Below are 17,620 nucleotides of genomic sequence, written 5' to 3' on the forward strand. Positions count from 1 at the left end.
TCTGTATTTTTTCTCAAATCGCGAAATGGCGACATTTTGGCAACAGTTTCAGGGTAAAGTTAGCTTGCAACTGCAGTTTAGAATCTGTAGAAACTCGAGACCGATTTTTGATTCCTAAGAAAGAAAAGGGGAAAGTTGATGCGTAAGTTAGCCATAGGTTTGGCACTCGCTTCCACTGCTCTGGCAACACCTTCAATGGCTCGTGACGGCCAGTGGTATGTTGGCGTAGACGGCGGTGCGATGGTCGTTGAAGATTTGAAAGCGGATATCGGCGCAGCGCCGATTGAAGGTTCGCTCGATACTGATACCGGATACGATTTCGGTGCTGTAGTCGGTTATGATTTTGGTGGTTTCCGTCTGGAAGCTGAAACTTCCTACCGTGAAGCTGATATTGCGGGTTTCTCGAGCAGCGTACCCGGGATTCCCAGCACTGCCGGTACGGCTCTGGCTGGAAGCGGTTCCTATGCCACTGCAGGTGACGCGAATGCGCTGAGCTTCATGGTCAATGGTTTGCTCGATTTCGGCGACGATGACGGCCTTCAGGGCTTTGTCGGTGGCGGCGTCGGTGTTGCGCGCGTTGATGTGCACAATATCTTTGCTGCTCCCGCATGGCTGGATGACTCCGACACTGGCTTTGCTTGGCAGGCACTCGCTGGCATCCGTGCTCCCTTGAGCGACAGCTGGGACGTTGGCCTGAAGTATCGTTTCTTCAACGCGCCGGGTGTCGATCTGGTTGATCGCCTTGGTCGTGACGTAAGCACGCGCTTCCGCTCACACTCGCTGATGGGCAGCCTGGTTTACAACTTTGGTGGTGAACCTGAGCCGGTGGAAGTAGCACCGCCGCCGCCGCCGCCGGTTGTGGCACCGCCGCCGCCGCCGCCACCCCCGCCCCCGCCGCCTGCACCGGTTTGCAACAGCGGTCCGTACATTGTGTTCTTCGACTGGGATAAGTCGAACCTGCGCCCGGATGCTGCGTCGACCCTCGACAACGCTGTGGCTCAGTATGCAAATTGCGGCAACGCACGCGTTATGCTTGCCGGTCACGCCGACAAGTCGGGTGCAGCAAGCTATAACGTTGGCCTGTCTCAGCGTCGTAACGCCACCGTTCGTTCGTATCTCGAATCGAAGGGTGTACCGGGCGGCGTGATCGCAACTGAAGCCTTTGGTGAAACAGCTCCGCTGGTTCAGACGGCTGATGGTGTTCGCGAAGCACAGAACCGTCGCGTTGAAGTGAGCTATGGTCCGGGTTCGGGCATGTAATCACTTCGCTCTAAGCGAATAGGATAAGGGCCAGCCTAACCGCTGGCCCTTTTCTTTTGTTCGACACCCGAACAAGAAAGCCTCAGCCATGCAATTCAAAATTCAGTATCGGTTCCAGTGACGTCCATGGGCATAGCGCAAGCCCATTGACGACCAATCATGTTCCCAATTGTTTTGATTATCGACTGCCAATTCGGTCTATCAGGCTACCTCTTTGAGACCGTGACCAGCGCCTGTAGCAGCTTCTAACAACCGGGACTCAAGCGCCTTCAGCCGCGCTTTGCTCTCGATCTTTCCACCGAACAGATCCGTGACATAAAAAGTGTCGACGGCACGCTCGCCATAGGTGGCAATATGCGCGCTGTGCAATGTGACCTTGGACTGAAACAGTGCCAGCGCCAAATTGTTGAGTAAAGCTGGTCTGTCTGCGGCATTTACCTCAATCACAGTGAAGCGGTTCGATGCCTTGTTATCCATCAAAACGGATGGCGCAATCTTGAATGCTTCGGCGCGGCGCAGCGCCACGGGTTTGGCCATAAGTTTTGGCGATAATTTGCTTTTGTTCGCCAGGGCATCACCGATTGATTGCTTCAGACGTTCGATTTGATCCCGTTCCTGGAATGGCCTTCCCCAAGGATCCTGAACTAAAAAGTTATCAACTGCCAATCCATCGGTACTTGTATGAATACGGGCATCGATAATGCTTCCGCCTGCTAGATGGATAGCGCCTGCTATACGGTAGAATAAACCCGGATGGTCTGCTGCGAGCACTGTAATCAGTGTCGCTCCGCGGTCTGGATAATAGCAAGCGTCGATGACCAGCGGTTCGCTGTCATTCGTTTGCAACAGCCGTATATTGCGTTCGATTATGTCGTCAGGCTCCGCAATCCAATAAGCCTCCGGCATCCTTTTTGCGAGCCGTTTGAATTTGTCGGGAGCTATTTTTAGTGCATTTTGCAGCGCTGACTTTTTGCTTGCTATCCGTTCCTCGCGCCCCTTTTGTTTGTGGCCGAGTCTAAGCACTTCTTCAGTCGCCTCGAAAAGGTCAGATAGCAACTGGCGCTTCCAACTGTTCCAGACACCCGGTCCGACCGCGCGAATATCGACGACAGTCAAAACCAATAATAGCCTAAGCCTTTCCGCCGAAGTGACTGTCTGGGCAAAATCGAGAATCGTCTTAAAGTCAGAAAGGTCTCGTTTGAATGCGGTGGCAGACATCAGCAAATGATGTCGAACCAGCCAGGCAACAGTTTCGGTTTCAGCTTCGTTCAGCCCGAGACGCGGGCAGAGATTAAGGGCGACCTCCGCGCCCAGAACGCTGTGGTCGCCGCCTCGTCCCTTTGCTATATCATGCAGCAGAACTGCAACGAACAGGACCCTGCGACTGACAATCTGTCGGACGATGGCTGTGGAAAGCGGGTGGTCATCTTTATGATCTCCTCTTTCTATTTCAGCTAACAAGCCGATGGCGCGGATCGAATGCTCGTCGACGGTATAGTGGTGGTACATGTCGAACTGCATTTGCGCGACGACCCTTCCAAAGTCAGGAATGAATCTGCCGAAAACTGTTGCTTCATTCATCCATCGCAACACTGCTTCCGGGTTTCGCGGTGAACACAATGTGTCGAGAAACAGCTGGTTGGCTCGCGCATCCTGACGGACTTTATGATCAATCAGACGTGCATCGCGACGGGCCGCCCGCATCGTAAGCGGGTGGATTTCGAGAGCATGGAGGTCAGCCAAATTGAACAATTCGATCAAACGGATAGGGTCGGATTGAAAGAAGTCATCGGATGGCAAGGCCAATCGACCGCGGTCGAGAACAAATCCATTTAGTTTACGCGGCTTTCGTGCAAAGCTCGGGAGAAACCGGCGTCCCTTTTTGCCAAGCGCCTCGTCGAGATGAGCCAGGAATAAGCCGGTCAGGTCGCCGACCGTTTTCGCATTCAGAAAATATAGCTGCATGAACCGTTCAACGGCAGAGCGACCGGGGCGCGGTGAAAAGCGCATCCGTTCGGCAACTTCGCGCTGCAGATCAAATGTCAGCCTATCTTCTGCGCGTCCCGAAATATCGTGCATGTGGCAGCGCACAGCCCAGAGGAAATTCTCGGCCTTTTCAAATTTCCGATATTCCTCACGGGTCAGCAGGCCCACTTCGACCAAGTCCGATGGTGAACGTACCCGGTGCACATATTTGCCTATCCAATAGAGCGTGTGCAGATCGCGAAGGCCGCCCTTTCCGTCTTTGACATTGGGTTCGACAACATATCGGCTATCGCCCATGCGTTTGTGACGCTCGTCGCGCTCGATCATTTTCTGAGCAACAAAGTCCGCCCCAGTTTTGGTAGCCACTTCGTTCCAAAAGCGGATCGATGCTTCTTCATATACCTCGCGATCCCCCCAAACAAACCGGCCCTCTAGAAGGGCAGTTCGGATCGTCAAGTCTTCGAGCGCCATCTTGATGGTCTCGTCAATCGAACGGCTGGATTGGCCAACTTTCAGTCCCAAATCCCATAGGAAATAGAGCATGGCTTCGACGACTTGTTCAGTCCAGCCAGTGCGCTTATAGGGCGTGATGAAGGCGATATCGACATCGCTGTGCGGCGCCATCTCTCCGCGCCCATAACCGCCGACAGCCACGACCGCGATTTTTTCGGCGGCAGAACGGTTAGCGACTGGAAACAGCGCGGTTGTTACAAAATCATAGGCAATGCGGATAATCTGGTCGATCAGAAAGGCTTGATCGGTGGCGCTGCTCCGTCCTGACGATGGCATTGCGATCAGACGTCGGGAAATTTCTTCGCGTCCTTCGCGCAATGTGGCCTGCAATACTGCCAGCGCTTTGCTGCGCTGCTCGCTGACCGAACTGTCGGCGAGAACGGAAGATATTTCATCCGCCACCGCATTGCGATCAATGATGTCGCGTTGGCGCCTTCGGCCGAGCCCATTTTCCGTCATATGATGACACTTAAAAGAAGCGGGGCAGAGGAGAAAGCTCTAATCTTCGAGTTCCTTGGCCTTAGCATTATATTCCCGACGGAGTGTAACCCGGTCGATCTTCTGGGTGCCGAGCCGCGGAAGCGGCTCATGCACGCGCCAAAAGTGAACTGGTACCTTGAATGGGGCAAGTTTGGCCTGAAGGAAGCTCTTCAGTTCGTCGGGCGAAAGCTCGCTTCCTTCTTTGGTGAAATAAACCAGTCCCGGAACTTCGCCATAGCGGTCATCCGCAATACCGAAGACCGACAATTCGGCGACTGCATCATGTTCATAGGCTGCTGCTTCAACCTCTGGGCAACTGATATTCTCACCGCCGCGGATTATGATATCTTTCTTACGGTCGACGATGAACAGATAGCCGTCCTCGTCCAGATAGCCAATGTCGCCGGTGCGAAAATAGCCGTCGGATGTGAAGGCAGCGCGGGTTGCCTCTTCATTCTCCCAATAGCCGTTGAAATTGGCGATAGAGCGGATGCATACCTCGCCCCGCTCGCCCTGCGGCATTTTAATGCCATCGTCGTCAAGGATAGCGAGATCAACCAGCGGTTTCGTCGCGGGACCAGTACTAGAAGGCTTCGCCAGATAATTTTCGGTGAAATTCCCGCAACCGACGCCATTGGTTTCGGTGAGGCCATAGCCGAGTAGCGGGAAGCCCCATTCCATTTCCTGTTTGATGCGTTTCACATGCTCAACCGGGCGCGGCGCTCCGCCTGCGGCAAAGGCCGTGCACGAAGTTAGATCATATTTCAGGCGGTTGGGATGCGTTGCTATTTCGATGCTCATCAACGGAACGCCGACAAAATAGGTAATCTTTTCTTTTTCGATCAGCTGCATGGCATGCTCGGCATCCCATTTTGGCATCATCACAAGCTTGCGACCTATAACGAAGCTTTGCAGCAATACGGGAACTGCTGCGGTCACATGGAACAATGGTACATTGAGCAATGTGGCTGGTTGCATGGTCGGTGCTTCGCCGGTCGACGCCAATATCTCGAAAAACACCAATGTCTGGCCAACATAGCTCATAGCGCCCTGCACAACGCCGCGGTGATCGGACCAGGCGCCCTTTGACTGACCGGTCGAGCCTGAGGTATAAAGGATTGTTGCCGGATCAAGGGGAGCGATAGTCGGCAAAGCCGTCTCCGCATTTCCGCCCTTTGCGAGCAGGACTTTCAGCCCTTCAAGCGGAACGCAGTCATGTTCAAAAATCAGCAGATCTGCTTTGCCAACGTCTTCGCCCTTTAGCCTTGCGGCACGCTGAGCATCGGCAAGTACATATTTGCATCCGACCATGCGGATGCCCTCGGCCAGCTCGCTGCCCTGCCACCAGCCATTGAGCAGTGTCGCGACCCCGCCTGCCATCAATATGGCCATATAGGCGATGATCCAGTTGGCCGAGTTGCGGGCTGCTATGCCCACACGATCGCCGACCTGAAGTCCATGGCCTTCACTCAACCCTCCCGCTAAAGCACGAGCTGCTGCGTGGCATTCCGCGAATGTAAGGCGGATATCGCCGTCGACCAGAAATTCCTTGTCGGCGTTCAGCGCGCAGAACATGTCGAAATAGTCGCGCAAATTTGCCGGAGCTTGCGCAATCATGGGAATTTGCACGCCATATTTCTCGACATGTGCCACTGACAATGGACCACCATTTTCCATGAGGCGGGCGACGGTGCTGTCAATTGCCAGATCAAGTGCTGTCGGCATGGCGAATCTCTCCTTTGTTCTTTTTTATGCGCCCCTTTTGGCTATATAGGTGCGCAAATCCAAGAGGGGATGCGACTTGTTTATTGCAACGGCCGCTGCGGCTGCAGGTGACTATCTGAAATTTACCGATCTGGGCATAGGTCCGGTTGCATTGGACCTCGGAATTTTTGAGCTGCGCTGGTATTCGCTCGGCTATTTGTTCGGCATTTTGCTGGGATATTGGTTGCTGACGAAACTAATCCGCAAACCCGGATCCCCAATGTCGCGCGAACATGCTGACGATATGATTTTATATGCGACGCTTGGCATCATTTTGGGCGGGCGTGTTGGCTATATTCTGTTCTATCAGCCAGGCATGCTGGCAACGCCATTGGAAGTCTTCAAGTTGTGGGAAGGCGGAATGTCGCTGCATGGCGGAACGCTGGGCACAATATTTGCAATTTGGCTAATGGCGCGCAAACATGGGCTCTCTTTCTTGCGTATGTGCGACTATATTGCGTGCTGCGTTCCTTTCGGGCTGTTCTTGGTGCGGCTTGCAAACTTCGCCAACAGCGAGTTGTGGGGCAGGGTCACGGATGCCAAATGGGCGATCATCTTCCCCAATGGCGGTGATATGCCACGGCATCCCAGTCAGCTTTATGAAGCTGGTGCAGAAGGGCTGCTGATGGCGGCAATTTTGTGGCCATTGTTCTTCAAGACTGACGCCCGCTACAAGCCGGGATTCTTGTTTGGCATGGCCGCATTGATTTACGGAATCGCTCGTTTCTGCATAGAGTTTGTGCGTGAGCCGGACGCGCATCTCCAGCATGTTGTCGAACAGACGGGTCTTAGCATGGGGCAATGGCTCACGATTCCCATGATCCTGTTGGGCATTTATCTGGTCGTGACAGCAAAGAGGCGCAGGCAGCGGGTCGAGCCGGTCGCTGGGACGGAAAGTGTCGCCTGAAGCCCAGAATCTGAGCGCGCGATTGGCGCGGCAAATCGAGGCTAGTGGGCCGATCAGCGTGGCCGAATTTATGCGCGTCTCAAACGAAGTCTACTATGGAAGCGGTGATCCGCTAGGGGCGCAAGGCGACTTCATTACAGCGCCTGAAATCAGCCAGATGTTCGGCGAGCTTATCGGCCTTTGGTTGACCGACCTGTGGATACGTTCAGGAAGTAGAACCGACTGTAAATATATCGAATTGGGCCCGGGGCGAGGGACGCTGGCGGCAGATGCGCTCCGTTCGATGAAGCAGTTCAACCTTGAACCGGAATCGTGGTTTGTGGAGACGAGCGCGCCATTGCGCGAAATTCAGTCGGCTAAAGTTGAGCGATCGAATTTTTGTAGCACAATTGATGAGATCCCTGACGATGGACCTTTGCTGATCGTAGCGAATGAGTTTTTTGATGCCTTGCCAGTTCGGCAATTGGTATCAACACATGCCGGCTGGCGAGAACGAGTGGTCGTGCGTGACCGTGGCAACAAATTTTTGGCAACGCCCGGTCTGCAAGCAATGGATGCCCATGTCCCCGCAGAATTTCGAAACGCCCCAAGTCCGAGCATTTACGAGACATGCCCGGATGCAAGCACTATCATGTACGAACTAGCCGGCCGATTGGCTCACCAAGGCGGCGCAATTTTGGTGATCGACTATGGGTATGTTTTGCCGGGACTAGGGAGCAGCTTGCAGGCGGTCAAGGGACATCAATTTGCCGACCCGTTCGAGAATCCAGGGACACAGGATTTGACCGCGCATGTCAATTTCGTCGAGTTAGCAAATCTCGCGCGAATGCGAGGATTGAGAGTCAGTGGTCCAGCCGAGCAAGGTCAATGGCTATCAGCTTTAGGAATCGAAGCCCGAATGGCTAGTTTGGCAGCTGGCTCGCCGGAGTGTGCTGAGGAATTGAAAAGCGCCCGAGATCGACTGGTTGAGCCGTCTGAAATGGGTAGCCTATTCAAAGTGCTGGCGGTAACTCACCCGGACTGGCCAACCCCTGAAGGATTTGCAACCTCGGTTTGAGTTCAGTTTGCTGCCAGCCAGTTTGCGATTTCGGCAGCGATTTTGTTGGCTGAACTGTTTAATGCAGCCCCCGCATCGCCAGGTTCGATCTGGGCCACTGCTTCGCGGACCTGAAAGCGCCGCTTCTCAACTGGTTTGCCCTTGCTAATCTTGACCGCATCAAAGATGACAATGGCCTCCATGGCGGCAGAATCGATTCCGAATTCGACAAGCTGGCCCGACAGGAAATGTTCGGCCTTGCCGGAGGTTTCGACCTCGCTGAGAATCAGCGTTCCGTTTTTGGCTGAAACGGTTTCAGCGATCAATTGCTGAAACAATATGGCCGGCTTATCCGCCCAAACACTGTTCTTCAGATAGGCGATATTGCCCGCATCGACTTGAACCGGCACTCGGTTGGTATCCAATTTCCGCGGCACTTCCGGCACCAATATGACGAGAGCGTCCTTGGGCATTCCGATTTTGCTAGCGCCGGGACTCACGGCTGCATCGGATGACAAAGTGAGCAGTGAGATCGGGGCTTTTGATCCCAAGCTGACACAAGCGGAGAGAAGAAAGGCACCGCAGCTTGCTACGAAAATAGAACCTAGCTCTTTGAACCGGCGATGGCTTTTCATCATTTACTCCTGCCCGGCTCATAGTCGGGGAGTTTGGGTGCAGATACAAGCCCGCCTACACCTTGCTGGTCGAGCCGCTCGGTCACCGACTGCAGCGATGACGATAAACGGCGCAAATCGCGGGCAAGTTGATTAATCTCTGGAAGCGTTTGTGTGTTTAAGGTTTCGAGAGCGGGATTAGCGCTGTTCAGTGACGTTTCCAAAGCTGAAAGGCTACCATTGGCGGACCTCAGAGTTTTGCGAAGCTCCGCCATCATCGGCTTACCTTCATTGTCGAGCAACGTATTTGCATTGGCTGACAGGGCAGTCAGCTGCTCGGCCGCTGCTCCGGCTTTAGCCAAGGTTGCGCGTGATTCCTGAATGGCAGCCCGCAAGTCAGGCGCTTGCGTCGCTAGTGAACCCGACAGATTTTCGACATTGTTGAGGATTTGTTCAATCGACTGCTGGTTCTTGTCCGACAGCACTATATTCAGTCGCTCAGTCAGCGTTGACAACCGTTCGACCAGCAATGGTGCGCTGTTCAAAATCTCACCAAGAGCCCCGGGCTTTGTCGGGATGACAGGCCGTCCCGCAGGGCATTCGCTCTTCGGATTTTCTGCAGGACATACGATCGCTGGCGCACCTTTGATCGCACCATCAAGTTGAATTTCCGAAACGCCGGTAAAGCCGATGCCGCTGATTGTTGCGGTCGTGCCTTGCAATATCGCCGTATCTGAATCGATAGCGATGCGCACTCGGACAAAATCCGGATCAGGCCGCCACAATTTGATATCTTTAACCTGACCCACCGGAACGCCTGCAAATGTGACGCCAGAGCCCTTGGCAATGCCACTAACCGACTGCTGGAAGAAGATGTCATATTCGGTCTTCGCACCATCGCCAATGCGGGACAGCCAGACGGTAAAGCCTGCGAGCACCGCCAACAGCAGCAGCGTTACCCCGCCGACCAGGACATAGTGGGACTTAGTTTCCATCGTCTACCTTATGGCCTCTGCTCTGTATTTTTGTCCATGTGCTATTTCCTTGGTTCAAATCTGACGCTCATGACCCAGCCGGGCAGCACGCCCTCTCGGGCCAGAGAAATACTCGTGGATCCACGGGTGGTCGGTAGAGAGAAGCTCATCGATTTTGCCTATAGCGATCACCCGCTTGTCAGCGATTACGGCTACGCGATCGCAAATCGCGTAAAGCGTATCCAGATCGTGCGTGATAAGGAACACCGTCAGGCCTAATGTGTCCTGCAGGCTGCGGGTCAGCTCATCGAACTTGGATGCGCCAATCGGGTCAAGGCCGGCCGTCGGTTCGTCAAGAAACAGCAACTCGGGATCCATCGCGAGCGAACGCGCAAGACCAGCCCGTTTTTTCATGCCGCCCGAAAGTTCTGACGGGTACTTGTGCGCTGCCTCGGGCGGAAGGCCACTCAACTGAATCTTGTAGCGAGCGATTTCTTCGAGCAATTCGCGGTCGAATTGAGGGTAGAATTCACGTAACGGCACCTGGACGTTTTCAGCGACTGTCAAAGTCGAAAACAGTGCCCCACCCTGGAACATGACGCCCCAGCGCTTGCGCACCTCGAAGGCTTCATCCTCCTCTTTGCCGCGCATAGACGTGCCCAAAACGGTAATCTCGCCTGCTTCGGGTTCCTGCAAGCCAATGATTGAACGCATCAAAACGGATTTGCCAGTACCTGACCCGCCTACAACACCCAGTATCTCTCCAGCACGAACGTCGAGATCGAGATTATCGTGAATGACCTGATCGCCGAACGCATTGCGCAAACCGCGGACCGAAATGACAGGATCGATTTCCGCCATCAGTCCCAACCAATTTCGGTGAAAAATACGGCGAAAAAGGCATCAAGTACGATAACGAGAAATATCGCCTGCACGACCGCTGCAGTTGTTTTAAGGCCAACCTGTTCCGCGTTGCCATGGACTCGCATCCCCTGAAAGCATCCGGCAAGTGCTATGATTGCGCCGAATACCGGGGCCTTGACCATGCCGACATAGAAATCGGTCAGAGGTGTCACCTCCCTTATGCGTTGCACAAATGTTGTGGGCGGCATGTCGAGGGTCATCCAGCAGAATAATCCACCGCCAATGATCGCAACAAGCGAAGCATATAGTCCGAGCAATGGCATCATCAGCACGGTCGCAATCACGCGAGGGATGACGAGCGCCTCCACGGGTACAACGCCGATGGTGCGCATTGCATCAACCTCTTCGGTGATTTTCATGGTGCCTATTTGCGCTGCAAAGGCCGAGCCTGACCGGCCTGCAACCATGATGGCCGTCATGAGCACGCCAAGTTCGCGCATCGTTAGCCGACCGATCAAGTTTACAGTCCAAATTTCCGCCCCGAATTGGCGTAACTGCACCGCACCTTGCTGCGCAATGACGATACCGATCAGGAAACTCATCAGCCCGATGATACCCAATGCACGAACGCCAACCATATCGAAATGCTGGATTACCGAATGGAAGCGCAATCTTCGGGGGTGGAGCAGTAAGTTGAACACTGCTTTTACACATTGACCGATAAAGCCGACAAATTCGACAAAAGTGCGCGCTGTGCTGGAAACAGCTTCACCCAGTTCTTCGAAGACCCGCACCACAGGCGACAATCGGGGTGCTTCTACAGTTTGATCGTCCGAACCACTGACCGCAGCTATCAATCGCTGCGCATCCGAATCTGCGCCTATGATTGTCGCTCCCTGATCGCGCGCCGTGCGATGGACGAGCCAAGCTCCGACAGTGTCGATGTGCTCTATTCTGGTCAGATCAATCTGGATCACGCCTTCGCGTAGAGCGCGCAGCCGTTCGTCCAAATCATTGATGTGGGCAATGGCCAGCGTCCCACCGAGGCGCAGGACCGTTCCTCCCTCGGGCAGTTGCTCTTCGATAAAGTCTGCAGGCTGCGCCATAACGCCATGATTGGCGCATTCTTCCCCGCATAACAAGCTTCAAGGCTTTGCAAAAAATGAACTAGCCTTATGCTAAAAGCGATGACTATGGCGCCCAAGATACGCATCGCAATTTATGACATGGACAAAACGGTCACGCGCCGCGCGACCTATAACGGCTTTCTGATGCATATGGCATGGTACAAATCACCCTGGCGATTGGCGCTCGTTCCGTTTCTGCCATTGGGATTGCTGCTTTACGCAGTTAAGTTTTGGGATCGCAGCCAGCTCAAGCAATTTGCTCAAACTCTGTTGGTTGGACGCAAAGTCCCTCGGGTGCAGTTCGCACGTCACCTTGAACGCCATGCTGATCTCGTCCTCGGTCGTAATGTCTATCAGGAAGCCAAATGGCGGATCGATGCCGAAAAGGCCGAAGGCTATCGGCATGTCATCGCCACCGCTTCCTACCGCCTGTATGTCGACGCGATTGCTTCACGGCTTGGTTTCGACGATGTTATCGCCACAGAATTGGCGACTAGCGACAGCGGCCATGTGCTCGCGCGGATTGACGGTCATAATTGCTATGACGAAGCCAAGCTCGAAAGGGTGAAGGCGTGGATGGCAGCGGAAGGCCTCAGCCGCGAGCAATGCCAAATTCGCGCTTATTCCGACCATGTGTCCGATGCGCCGCTGCTCTCCTTCGCGGACGAAGCCTTTGCCACCAACCCGCACCCGCCGCTTGAGCGGCTGGCACGGGAGAAAGGGTGGCAAATATTGGATTGGCGCGATGGCGATCCTCAGACTTGATCAAGTGCCTGTTTGAAATCGGCGATCAGGTCGTCAGGGTCTTCGATACCGATCGAGACGCGCACCAGATTGTTGGTGATACCCAGCGCCTTTTTGCGCTCCTCCGGAACCGAAAGGTGGGTCATTGCTGCCGGGTGACTTGCAAGCGTTTCGGTGCCGCCGAGGCTTACCGCAAGCTTGGCAATCTTGAGTGCATCGAGGAAGCGGAAGCTTTCTTTCTCTCCACCCTTGATGAACACCGAAAAGGTTGAACCTGCGCCAGTACAGTGGCGGTTGTAGATATCCTGCTGCGCCTTGTCTTCGATCATGCCCAGATAGCCGAGACCGACAACCTTCGGATGAGTTTTAAGGAAAGCACAGACCTTGGCTGCATTTTCCCCCGCGCGCGTCATCCGTAGTTCGAGCGTTTCGAGGCTGCGCAGCAGCATCCAGGCGGTGTTGGGATCGCAGATTGTGCCGATGGTGTTGCGCATAGGGCGGATCGCATCAATCAGCGCTTGGGTACCACAAACCCCGCCTGCAACCAGATCCGAATGGCCACCAGCATATTTGGTGAGGCTGTAGACCACCAGCTCCGCGCCCTGCTTGATGGGCTGCTGCCACAAGGGGCCGAGGAAGGTGTTGTCGATGGCAATGGCGGGCTTTTGATCGCCTGGGAATGCGGCATCACGCGCGGCGCGGACGGCTTCGACATCTACCAAGGCATTGGTGGGGTTGGCGGGGCTTTCCAAGTAAACCAACGCAACCTTACCGCCCTTTTTCTTCGCCATCTTCTGCGCAGAGGCGAGGATCTTGTCGATCTCCTTGCGGCTGGCACCTGCGGGAAAGTCGACAAAGGAAACGCCAAAGCGTGAAAGGATGCGGGCGATCAGCGTTTCGGTTGCCGCATAGAGCGGGCCTGAATGGACGATCACGTCATTCTGGCTGACCAGTGCGAGCAGCAAAGTCGCAATCGCCGACATACCGCTGGAAAAAACCAGCGCATCGTCCGCGCCATCCCAGACCGCCAGACGGTCTTCGAGGATTTCCTGATTGGGCCCGTTGAAACGCGAATAGACCAGACCATCGGCCGGGCCTTTGCGCTTTCCGGTGATATGTTCAAAAAAGCGCTTTCCCGCCGCTGCATTCTCGAATGCAAATGTCGAAGTCAGGAAGATCGGCGGCTTCAGCGCGCCTTCGGATAGCACCGGATCAAAGCCGTGCCCCATCATCAGTGTTGAAGGTTTGAGGGTACGTCCGCCGATTTTCTTGATCGGCGATTTGCCCTTGCGACGGGGCGTGGTGGCATCGGTCATGCGTCAATCTCCTAGACGCTGGCCTTAGCAATATTTGTTTCAATTGAAACTAAATTACACGTCTTTAGTGAAAGGTCGCGATAAACCAGACGACACCGACGATCAGCGGAACCCCGAACAGGTCGATGAGCACCCCGGCACGCAGCATGCGGGGGAGGGCCACATGCCCGGTCGCCCATGCGATAGCATTGGGCCCGGTTCCCGAAGGCATCATGAAGCCCCAACTTGCGGCAATCGAGGCGCACATGGCAAGTAGCCACGGGTCCGAACCTGTCGCCGCGACCAGCCCCGCAATCACCGGCATCACGCCGCTGGCGGTGGCGACATTGCTTGCAAATTCGGTGATGAGAATGACGAGAGCGGTAACTGCCGCCGCGATGATAAGCGGATGCACACCAGCAAGTGGCTTGAGCGCCTCTCCGAGCCAATCGGCCAATCCCGATTCGCTGATGCCAGCTGCCAGTGCCAGACCTCCACCGAACATCATGATCACTGCCCAGGGCGCACGGTCGGCTTCTTTCCAGTTGAGAAGGGGCCGACCGCTGCCATCTGGGACGAGGAACAACAGCAGCGAGCAGGCGATGGCGATGGTGCCGTCCGTCACCGATCCCTTTGGAAGCATCACTTCAAGCTGGGGCTGCGCGAGCCAGAGCGCAATCGCCAGCAGGATGATCGGCAGTAACCGCTTTTCGGCAATCGTCCACGGCCCCTGCGTTCCAATCGCACTGCGTGCTGCTTTCGGGTCAAATGCGGTTGCTTCGATTTTCTGCACTTTGGCCAGAACCAAAGCTGCCAACGGAACGGCAACCAGCAATATCGGGATGCCGAATGAAGACCAGTCGGCGAAGCTGATGTTCATCCCAACCTGTTTTTCTATGAGGCCGACAGCAATCGGATTGGTTGGCGATCCAACCAATGTTCCCAGTCCGCCGAGCGACGCCGCGAAAGCTACGCCCAGCACCAGAGCGCCTGCCATGCCATCGGTTTCGTCTTCTGATACGCCGCCCGCGACAAGCACAGCCAGAGCTATGGGCATCATGATAAGCGCCGTAGAGGTGTTGGAAATCCACATCGAGATGAATGCCGTTGCAGCCATGAAAGCCAGCAGCAGGCCAAAACGGCTTTGACCGGCAAAGCTCAATATCCAGAGCGCTATTCGCCGATGCATTCCGGTCCGCTCGACCGTGAGCGCGATGAAGGCTCCTCCCAAAATCAGGAACAGGATTGGCGAATAATATTCCTTCGCGACATCTCCGGCACTCATGATGCCCATCAGGGGCAGGGCTAGGAAGGGTAGCAAAGCCGTTACCGTCAGAGGGAAGGCCTCGGTCATCCACCAGATCGCCATCAGCAGGGTAAGTGACGCGACATGCCAGGCTGGCGCACCCATCGAAGCAGGTGGTCCGATAAGCAGCATCAACAGGAATGTTGCAATCCCGCCCCAAAGACCCAAGCTCTTAGTCGTCACATCAGCCCCGCAATCCGATCAGTGAAATTTCGCGCCCATAGCCTGGCTCATTCCGGTGACAGCTTCGGCGATAGCTGAAGAAGCGATCTGGCTGCGAATAGGTGTCCTCACCCAGACATTCGACTTTGGTTATACCTGCCACCGCCAATCGAGCGGCGACATAGCCCTCAATGTCAAACTGCCAATGACCCGGTTTCCCGCTGCCAAAGAAGCGCTCATTCTCGTCGGCTTCCTCGACAAAGCGGCGGTAGAAACCATCATCGACCTCATAGCTTTTCTGGGCGATGCACGGGCCAATGGCGCAGGCGATGCGGCTCCTATCGGCACCCAATGCCTCCATCGCAGCCAAAGTGTTGTCAGTGACGCCCGAAATCGCGCCTTTCCATCCGGCATGTGCGGCGCCGATGACGCCAGCTTTGTCGTCGGCGAAAAGTACGGGCACGCAGTCGGCCGTCAATATGCCGAGCAATAGCCCTGGTTTGTTGGTGACCATCGCGTCTGCTTGGGGTCGTGCGTCCAAAGCGACGGCTTCCGTCACGGTTATGACATCAGGCGAATGGATTTGATGGACTGTAACCAGTTCTGCATTAGGTAAAACGGCATCAGCCGCCCGGCGCCGGTTTGCGAGTATCGCCTCGCGGTCGTCATCCGAACCCAGCCCGACATTCAGCCCGGCATGGATGCCTTCCGAAACACCGCCGCGGCGCCCCAGAAATCCATGCGGAACGTCACCCAGCAGCCTGCTGCGCAAAACTTCGACCTTGTCCTTGGCGTCCCTCTCCATGCTGCCCTATTCGCAGCGTCGCCTCGCATTGGCAACATGCTTGACGATGGCCGAGTAAGAAGGGACAGACAGGTTATGACTGGCAAGATGCTGATTTTCGGAATGGGCTATTCGGCGAGCCGATTGGCTGCGCAGTTGCGCAGCGAAGGCTGGGAGGTGGTTGGCACCAGCCGGACAGCATCGCTCGCAGCGATTGCTTTTGACGATGAAGTGGCCGTCCTCAACGCACTTTCCGACTCGAGCTACATCTTATCCTCGGTGCCGCCACTACGCGTAGGGGGCGATCCTGTGCTCGATCGCTATGGTGCGGCCATCGCTGCCGCACCGGCAAATTGGATCGGCTATCTCTCGTCGACCGGCGTCTATGGAAATACGCAAGGCGCATGGGTCGATGAAACCGCGCTTACCGGCTCAGGGAGGCGCAGCGCGCGAACAACTGCGGATCTGGAATGGCAGCAGCTCCGGGACGATGTGCGCGTTTTTCGGCTACCCGGCATCTACGGACCCGGGCGCTCCGCTCTGGAAAGGGTCCGCGAAGGCAAGGCACATCGCATTGATTTGCCCGACCAGATATTCAGCCGCGTCCATGTCGATGATATCGTTTCAGGCGTTATTGCAAGTTTTTCCGGGCCACCCGGCATTTACAATCTGGCGGATGATTTTCCTTGCAGTCAAAACGCTGTGATCGAGTTTACCAGTCTGCTTTTGGACATGGAACCGCCACCTCTACAAACGCTCGAACAGGCAGCGCTATCGCCCATGGCAGCAGCCTTTTACGCCGAAAACAGGCGAATTTCCAACCGCAAGGCCAAAAGAGTATTGGGATGGCATCCGCAATATAGGGATTATAAACAAGGGCTTATGGCTCTATTCCACAGTTTTGGCCAAAATGCCGATTGACGGCGACTCCCGCTTCCGTCAGCCTCTCCTGAAATCCGGCGCAGAACCGGCAAAAATGTTCGCAGGAGAGTGCTATTGGCAACTGCCGCTATTGAAGACGTTTCGCGTCCGTCGCTGTTTCTCGCTTTGACCGAATTGCCTCGCGCAATGGCTGAATTGGGTTCAATGCCCTGGGCCAGCCCCATCCTGATGCAAGCACCCAAGGGCGATGGCCATCCGGTCTTGTTGCTGCCCGGTTTCATGGCCACCGAATTTTCGATGAAGCCGTTGCAAACCTATCTGGACAAGCTGGGCTATAATGCGTTCCATTGGGAACTGGGCCGCAATCTGGGGCCCAAAGCTATTGGCCATAATGGCGAGCATCTGATCGCACGGCTCGAGCAGATATATGCGGAAACGGGACGCAAGGTTAGCCTTGTCGGCTGGTCATTGGGCGGAACGCTTTCGCGCCAACTCTCGCGCCGCCGACCTGATATGGTGCGGCAGGTGATTTCGCTCGGTTCCCCTATTGTTGGCAGCCCGAAATCGACCAATGCATGGCGTGCCTATCAAATGCTGACCGGGCACAATATCGAAGATCCCGATGTGCAGGCGCAGCTGGCGGAAAGCCATGAAGTGCCGCCGGTGCCCTCTACCGCGATTTTCTCGCGTCAGGACGGCGTCGTTGCATGGCAGAACAGCCGTGAACCCAAGGCACCGCAGACCGACAATATCGAAGTCAAGGGCAGCCATTGCGGATTGGGCGTGAACCCGACCGTGTTGTGGGCGATTGCCGACCGGCTGGCTTTGCCTGAAGGCGAATGGACGCCGTTCGAGCGTGGTGGGCTCAAAAGCTTGATCTACCCTTCGTCAGGGCACTGATTTTTCCACTATAGGTTGAATG

At 55.3% G+C, this 17,620-nt stretch carries 15 protein-coding genes; 6 read left to right on the plus strand and 9 right to left on the minus strand.

Translation table 11 applies throughout. The annotated features are described in order from the left end of the window. Positions 1–138: 138 nt before the first annotated feature. Positions 139–1,260: an OmpA family protein gene (locus tag DXH95_RS01200; RefSeq protein WP_115547651.1), complete on the plus strand. Its 1,122-nt coding sequence runs from the start codon at positions 139–141 to the stop codon at positions 1,258–1,260. 201 nt (positions 1,261–1,461) lie between these two features. Here DXH95_RS01200 and DXH95_RS01205 read toward each other — a convergent pair whose 3' ends face one another. Together DXH95_RS01205 and DXH95_RS01210 are read right to left on the minus strand one after the other, a co-directional pair. Continuing rightward, positions 1,462–4,218 carry a [protein-PII] uridylyltransferase gene (locus tag DXH95_RS01205; protein ID WP_115547652.1) on the minus strand — a complete coding sequence of 919 codons (2,757 nt, stop codon included), beginning with the start codon at positions 4,216–4,218 and terminating at the stop codon, positions 1,462–1,464. Positions 4,219–4,257: 39 nt separating this feature from the next. Beyond that, entirely contained in the window at positions 4,258–5,964 is a 1,707-nt protein-coding gene (locus DXH95_RS01210) for a class I adenylate-forming enzyme family protein (RefSeq protein ID WP_115547653.1), read from the minus strand. 76 nt (positions 5,965–6,040) lie between these two features. On the opposite strand from DXH95_RS01210, the gene lgt reads away from it, so the two are divergent. Together lgt and DXH95_RS01220 are read left to right on the plus strand one after the other, a co-directional pair. Further along, positions 6,041–6,910 (plus strand): prolipoprotein diacylglyceryl transferase, encoded by an 870-nt coding sequence (lgt, locus tag DXH95_RS01215; RefSeq protein ID WP_115547654.1) that lies wholly within the window; start codon positions 6,041–6,043, stop codon positions 6,908–6,910. Continuing rightward, complete coding sequence (locus tag DXH95_RS01220) at positions 6,900–7,967, plus strand: class I SAM-dependent methyltransferase (RefSeq protein ID WP_239016499.1); 1,068 nt, start codon at positions 6,900–6,902, stop codon at positions 7,965–7,967. The genes lgt and DXH95_RS01220 overlap by 11 nt, the downstream gene beginning before the upstream one ends. Positions 7,968–7,969: 2 nt before the next feature. On the opposite strand, the gene DXH95_RS01225 is transcribed toward DXH95_RS01220, so the two are convergent. From DXH95_RS01225 to DXH95_RS01240, 4 genes are read right to left on the minus strand one after another with little or no spacing between them, the layout of a single operon-like run. Then, the gene (locus DXH95_RS01225; RefSeq protein ID WP_115547655.1) at positions 7,970–8,584 is read right to left on the minus strand and encodes an ABC-type transport auxiliary lipoprotein family protein; all 615 of its coding nucleotides are present in this window, start codon (positions 8,582–8,584) and stop codon (positions 7,970–7,972) included. Further along, the gene (locus DXH95_RS01230) at positions 8,581–9,555 is read right to left on the minus strand and encodes an MlaD family protein (RefSeq protein WP_115547656.1); all 975 of its coding nucleotides are present in this window, start codon (positions 9,553–9,555) and stop codon (positions 8,581–8,583) included. Before DXH95_RS01230 ends, DXH95_RS01225 begins: the two co-directional genes overlap by 4 nt. Positions 9,556–9,609: 54 nt before the next feature. Next, complete coding sequence (locus DXH95_RS01235; protein WP_115547657.1) at positions 9,610–10,395, minus strand: ABC transporter ATP-binding protein; 786 nt, start codon at positions 10,393–10,395, stop codon at positions 9,610–9,612. Continuing rightward, on the minus strand, positions 10,395–11,504 hold the full coding sequence (locus DXH95_RS01240) for an ABC transporter permease (RefSeq protein WP_115547658.1): 1,110 nt from the start codon (positions 11,502–11,504) through the stop codon (positions 10,395–10,397). The genes DXH95_RS01235 and DXH95_RS01240 overlap by 1 nt, the downstream gene beginning before the upstream one ends. 81 nt (positions 11,505–11,585) lie before the next feature. Between DXH95_RS01240 and DXH95_RS01245 the strand changes: the two genes are divergently transcribed. After that, the gene (locus DXH95_RS01245) at positions 11,586–12,290 is read left to right on the plus strand and encodes an HAD family hydrolase (protein WP_239016500.1); all 705 of its coding nucleotides are present in this window, start codon (positions 11,586–11,588) and stop codon (positions 12,288–12,290) included. On the opposite strand, the gene DXH95_RS01250 is transcribed toward DXH95_RS01245, so the two are convergent. From DXH95_RS01250 to pgeF, 3 genes are all read right to left on the minus strand, one after another. Beyond that, on the minus strand, positions 12,281–13,585 hold the full coding sequence (locus tag DXH95_RS01250; RefSeq protein WP_115547659.1) for a cystathionine gamma-synthase family protein: 1,305 nt from the start codon (positions 13,583–13,585) through the stop codon (positions 12,281–12,283). The genes DXH95_RS01245 and DXH95_RS01250 overlap by 10 nt on opposite strands. A gap of 64 nt (positions 13,586–13,649) precedes the next feature. Then, the gene (locus DXH95_RS01255) at positions 13,650–15,053 is read right to left on the minus strand and encodes an SLC13 family permease (RefSeq protein ID WP_275401823.1); all 1,404 of its coding nucleotides are present in this window, start codon (positions 15,051–15,053) and stop codon (positions 13,650–13,652) included. Position 15,054: 1 nt separating this feature from the next. Then, entirely contained in the window at positions 15,055–15,837 is a 783-nt protein-coding gene (gene pgeF, locus DXH95_RS01260) for a peptidoglycan editing factor PgeF (protein WP_115547660.1), read from the minus strand. A gap of 75 nt (positions 15,838–15,912) precedes the next feature. Here pgeF and DXH95_RS01265 point away from each other — a divergent pair, with 75 nt between their 5' ends. Then, a complete protein-coding gene (locus tag DXH95_RS01265; protein ID WP_239016501.1) occupies positions 15,913–16,737 on the plus strand; it encodes a Rossmann-fold NAD(P)-binding domain-containing protein in 825 nt (274 codons plus the stop codon). Positions 16,738–16,812: 75 nt separating this feature from the next. Beyond that, positions 16,813–17,598 carry a lipase family alpha/beta hydrolase gene (locus DXH95_RS01270; protein WP_115549330.1) on the plus strand — a complete coding sequence of 262 codons (786 nt, stop codon included), beginning with the start codon at positions 16,813–16,815 and terminating at the stop codon, positions 17,596–17,598. The last annotated feature ends 22 nt before the right edge of the window (positions 17,599–17,620 follow it).

It is taken from the genome of Sphingorhabdus pulchriflava, from assembly GCF_003367235.1.
GTDB lineage: Bacteria > Pseudomonadota > Alphaproteobacteria > Sphingomonadales > Sphingomonadaceae > Sphingorhabdus_B > Sphingorhabdus_B pulchriflava.

Coding starts and splice junctions, on each gene's coding strand:
- DXH95_RS01200 (WP_115547651.1), top strand. CDS start 139: ATGCGTAAGTTAGCCATAGGTTTGGCACTCGCTTCCACTGCTCTGGCA.
- DXH95_RS01205 (WP_115547652.1), bottom strand. CDS start 4,218: ATGACGGAAAATGGGCTCGGCCGAAGGCGCCAACGCGACATCATTGAT.
- DXH95_RS01210 (WP_115547653.1), bottom strand. CDS start 5,964: ATGCCGACAGCACTTGATCTGGCAATTGACAGCACCGTCGCCCGCCTC.
- DXH95_RS01225 (WP_115547655.1), bottom strand. CDS start 8,584: ATGATGAAAAGCCATCGCCGGTTCAAAGAGCTAGGTTCTATTTTCGTA.
- DXH95_RS01230 (WP_115547656.1), bottom strand. CDS start 9,555: ATGGAAACTAAGTCCCACTATGTCCTGGTCGGCGGGGTAACGCTGCTG.
- DXH95_RS01235 (WP_115547657.1), bottom strand. CDS start 10,395: ATGGCGGAAATCGATCCTGTCATTTCGGTCCGCGGTTTGCGCAATGCG.
- DXH95_RS01240 (WP_115547658.1), bottom strand. CDS start 11,504: ATGGCGCAGCCTGCAGACTTTATCGAAGAGCAACTGCCCGAGGGAGGA.
- DXH95_RS01245 (WP_239016500.1), top strand. CDS start 11,586: ATGACTATGGCGCCCAAGATACGCATCGCAATTTATGACATGGACAAA.
- DXH95_RS01250 (WP_115547659.1), bottom strand. CDS start 13,585: ATGACCGATGCCACCACGCCCCGTCGCAAGGGCAAATCGCCGATCAAG.
- pgeF (WP_115547660.1), bottom strand. CDS start 15,837: ATGGAGAGGGACGCCAAGGACAAGGTCGAAGTTTTGCGCAGCAGGCTG.
- DXH95_RS01265 (WP_239016501.1), top strand. CDS start 15,913: ATGACTGGCAAGATGCTGATTTTCGGAATGGGCTATTCGGCGAGCCGA.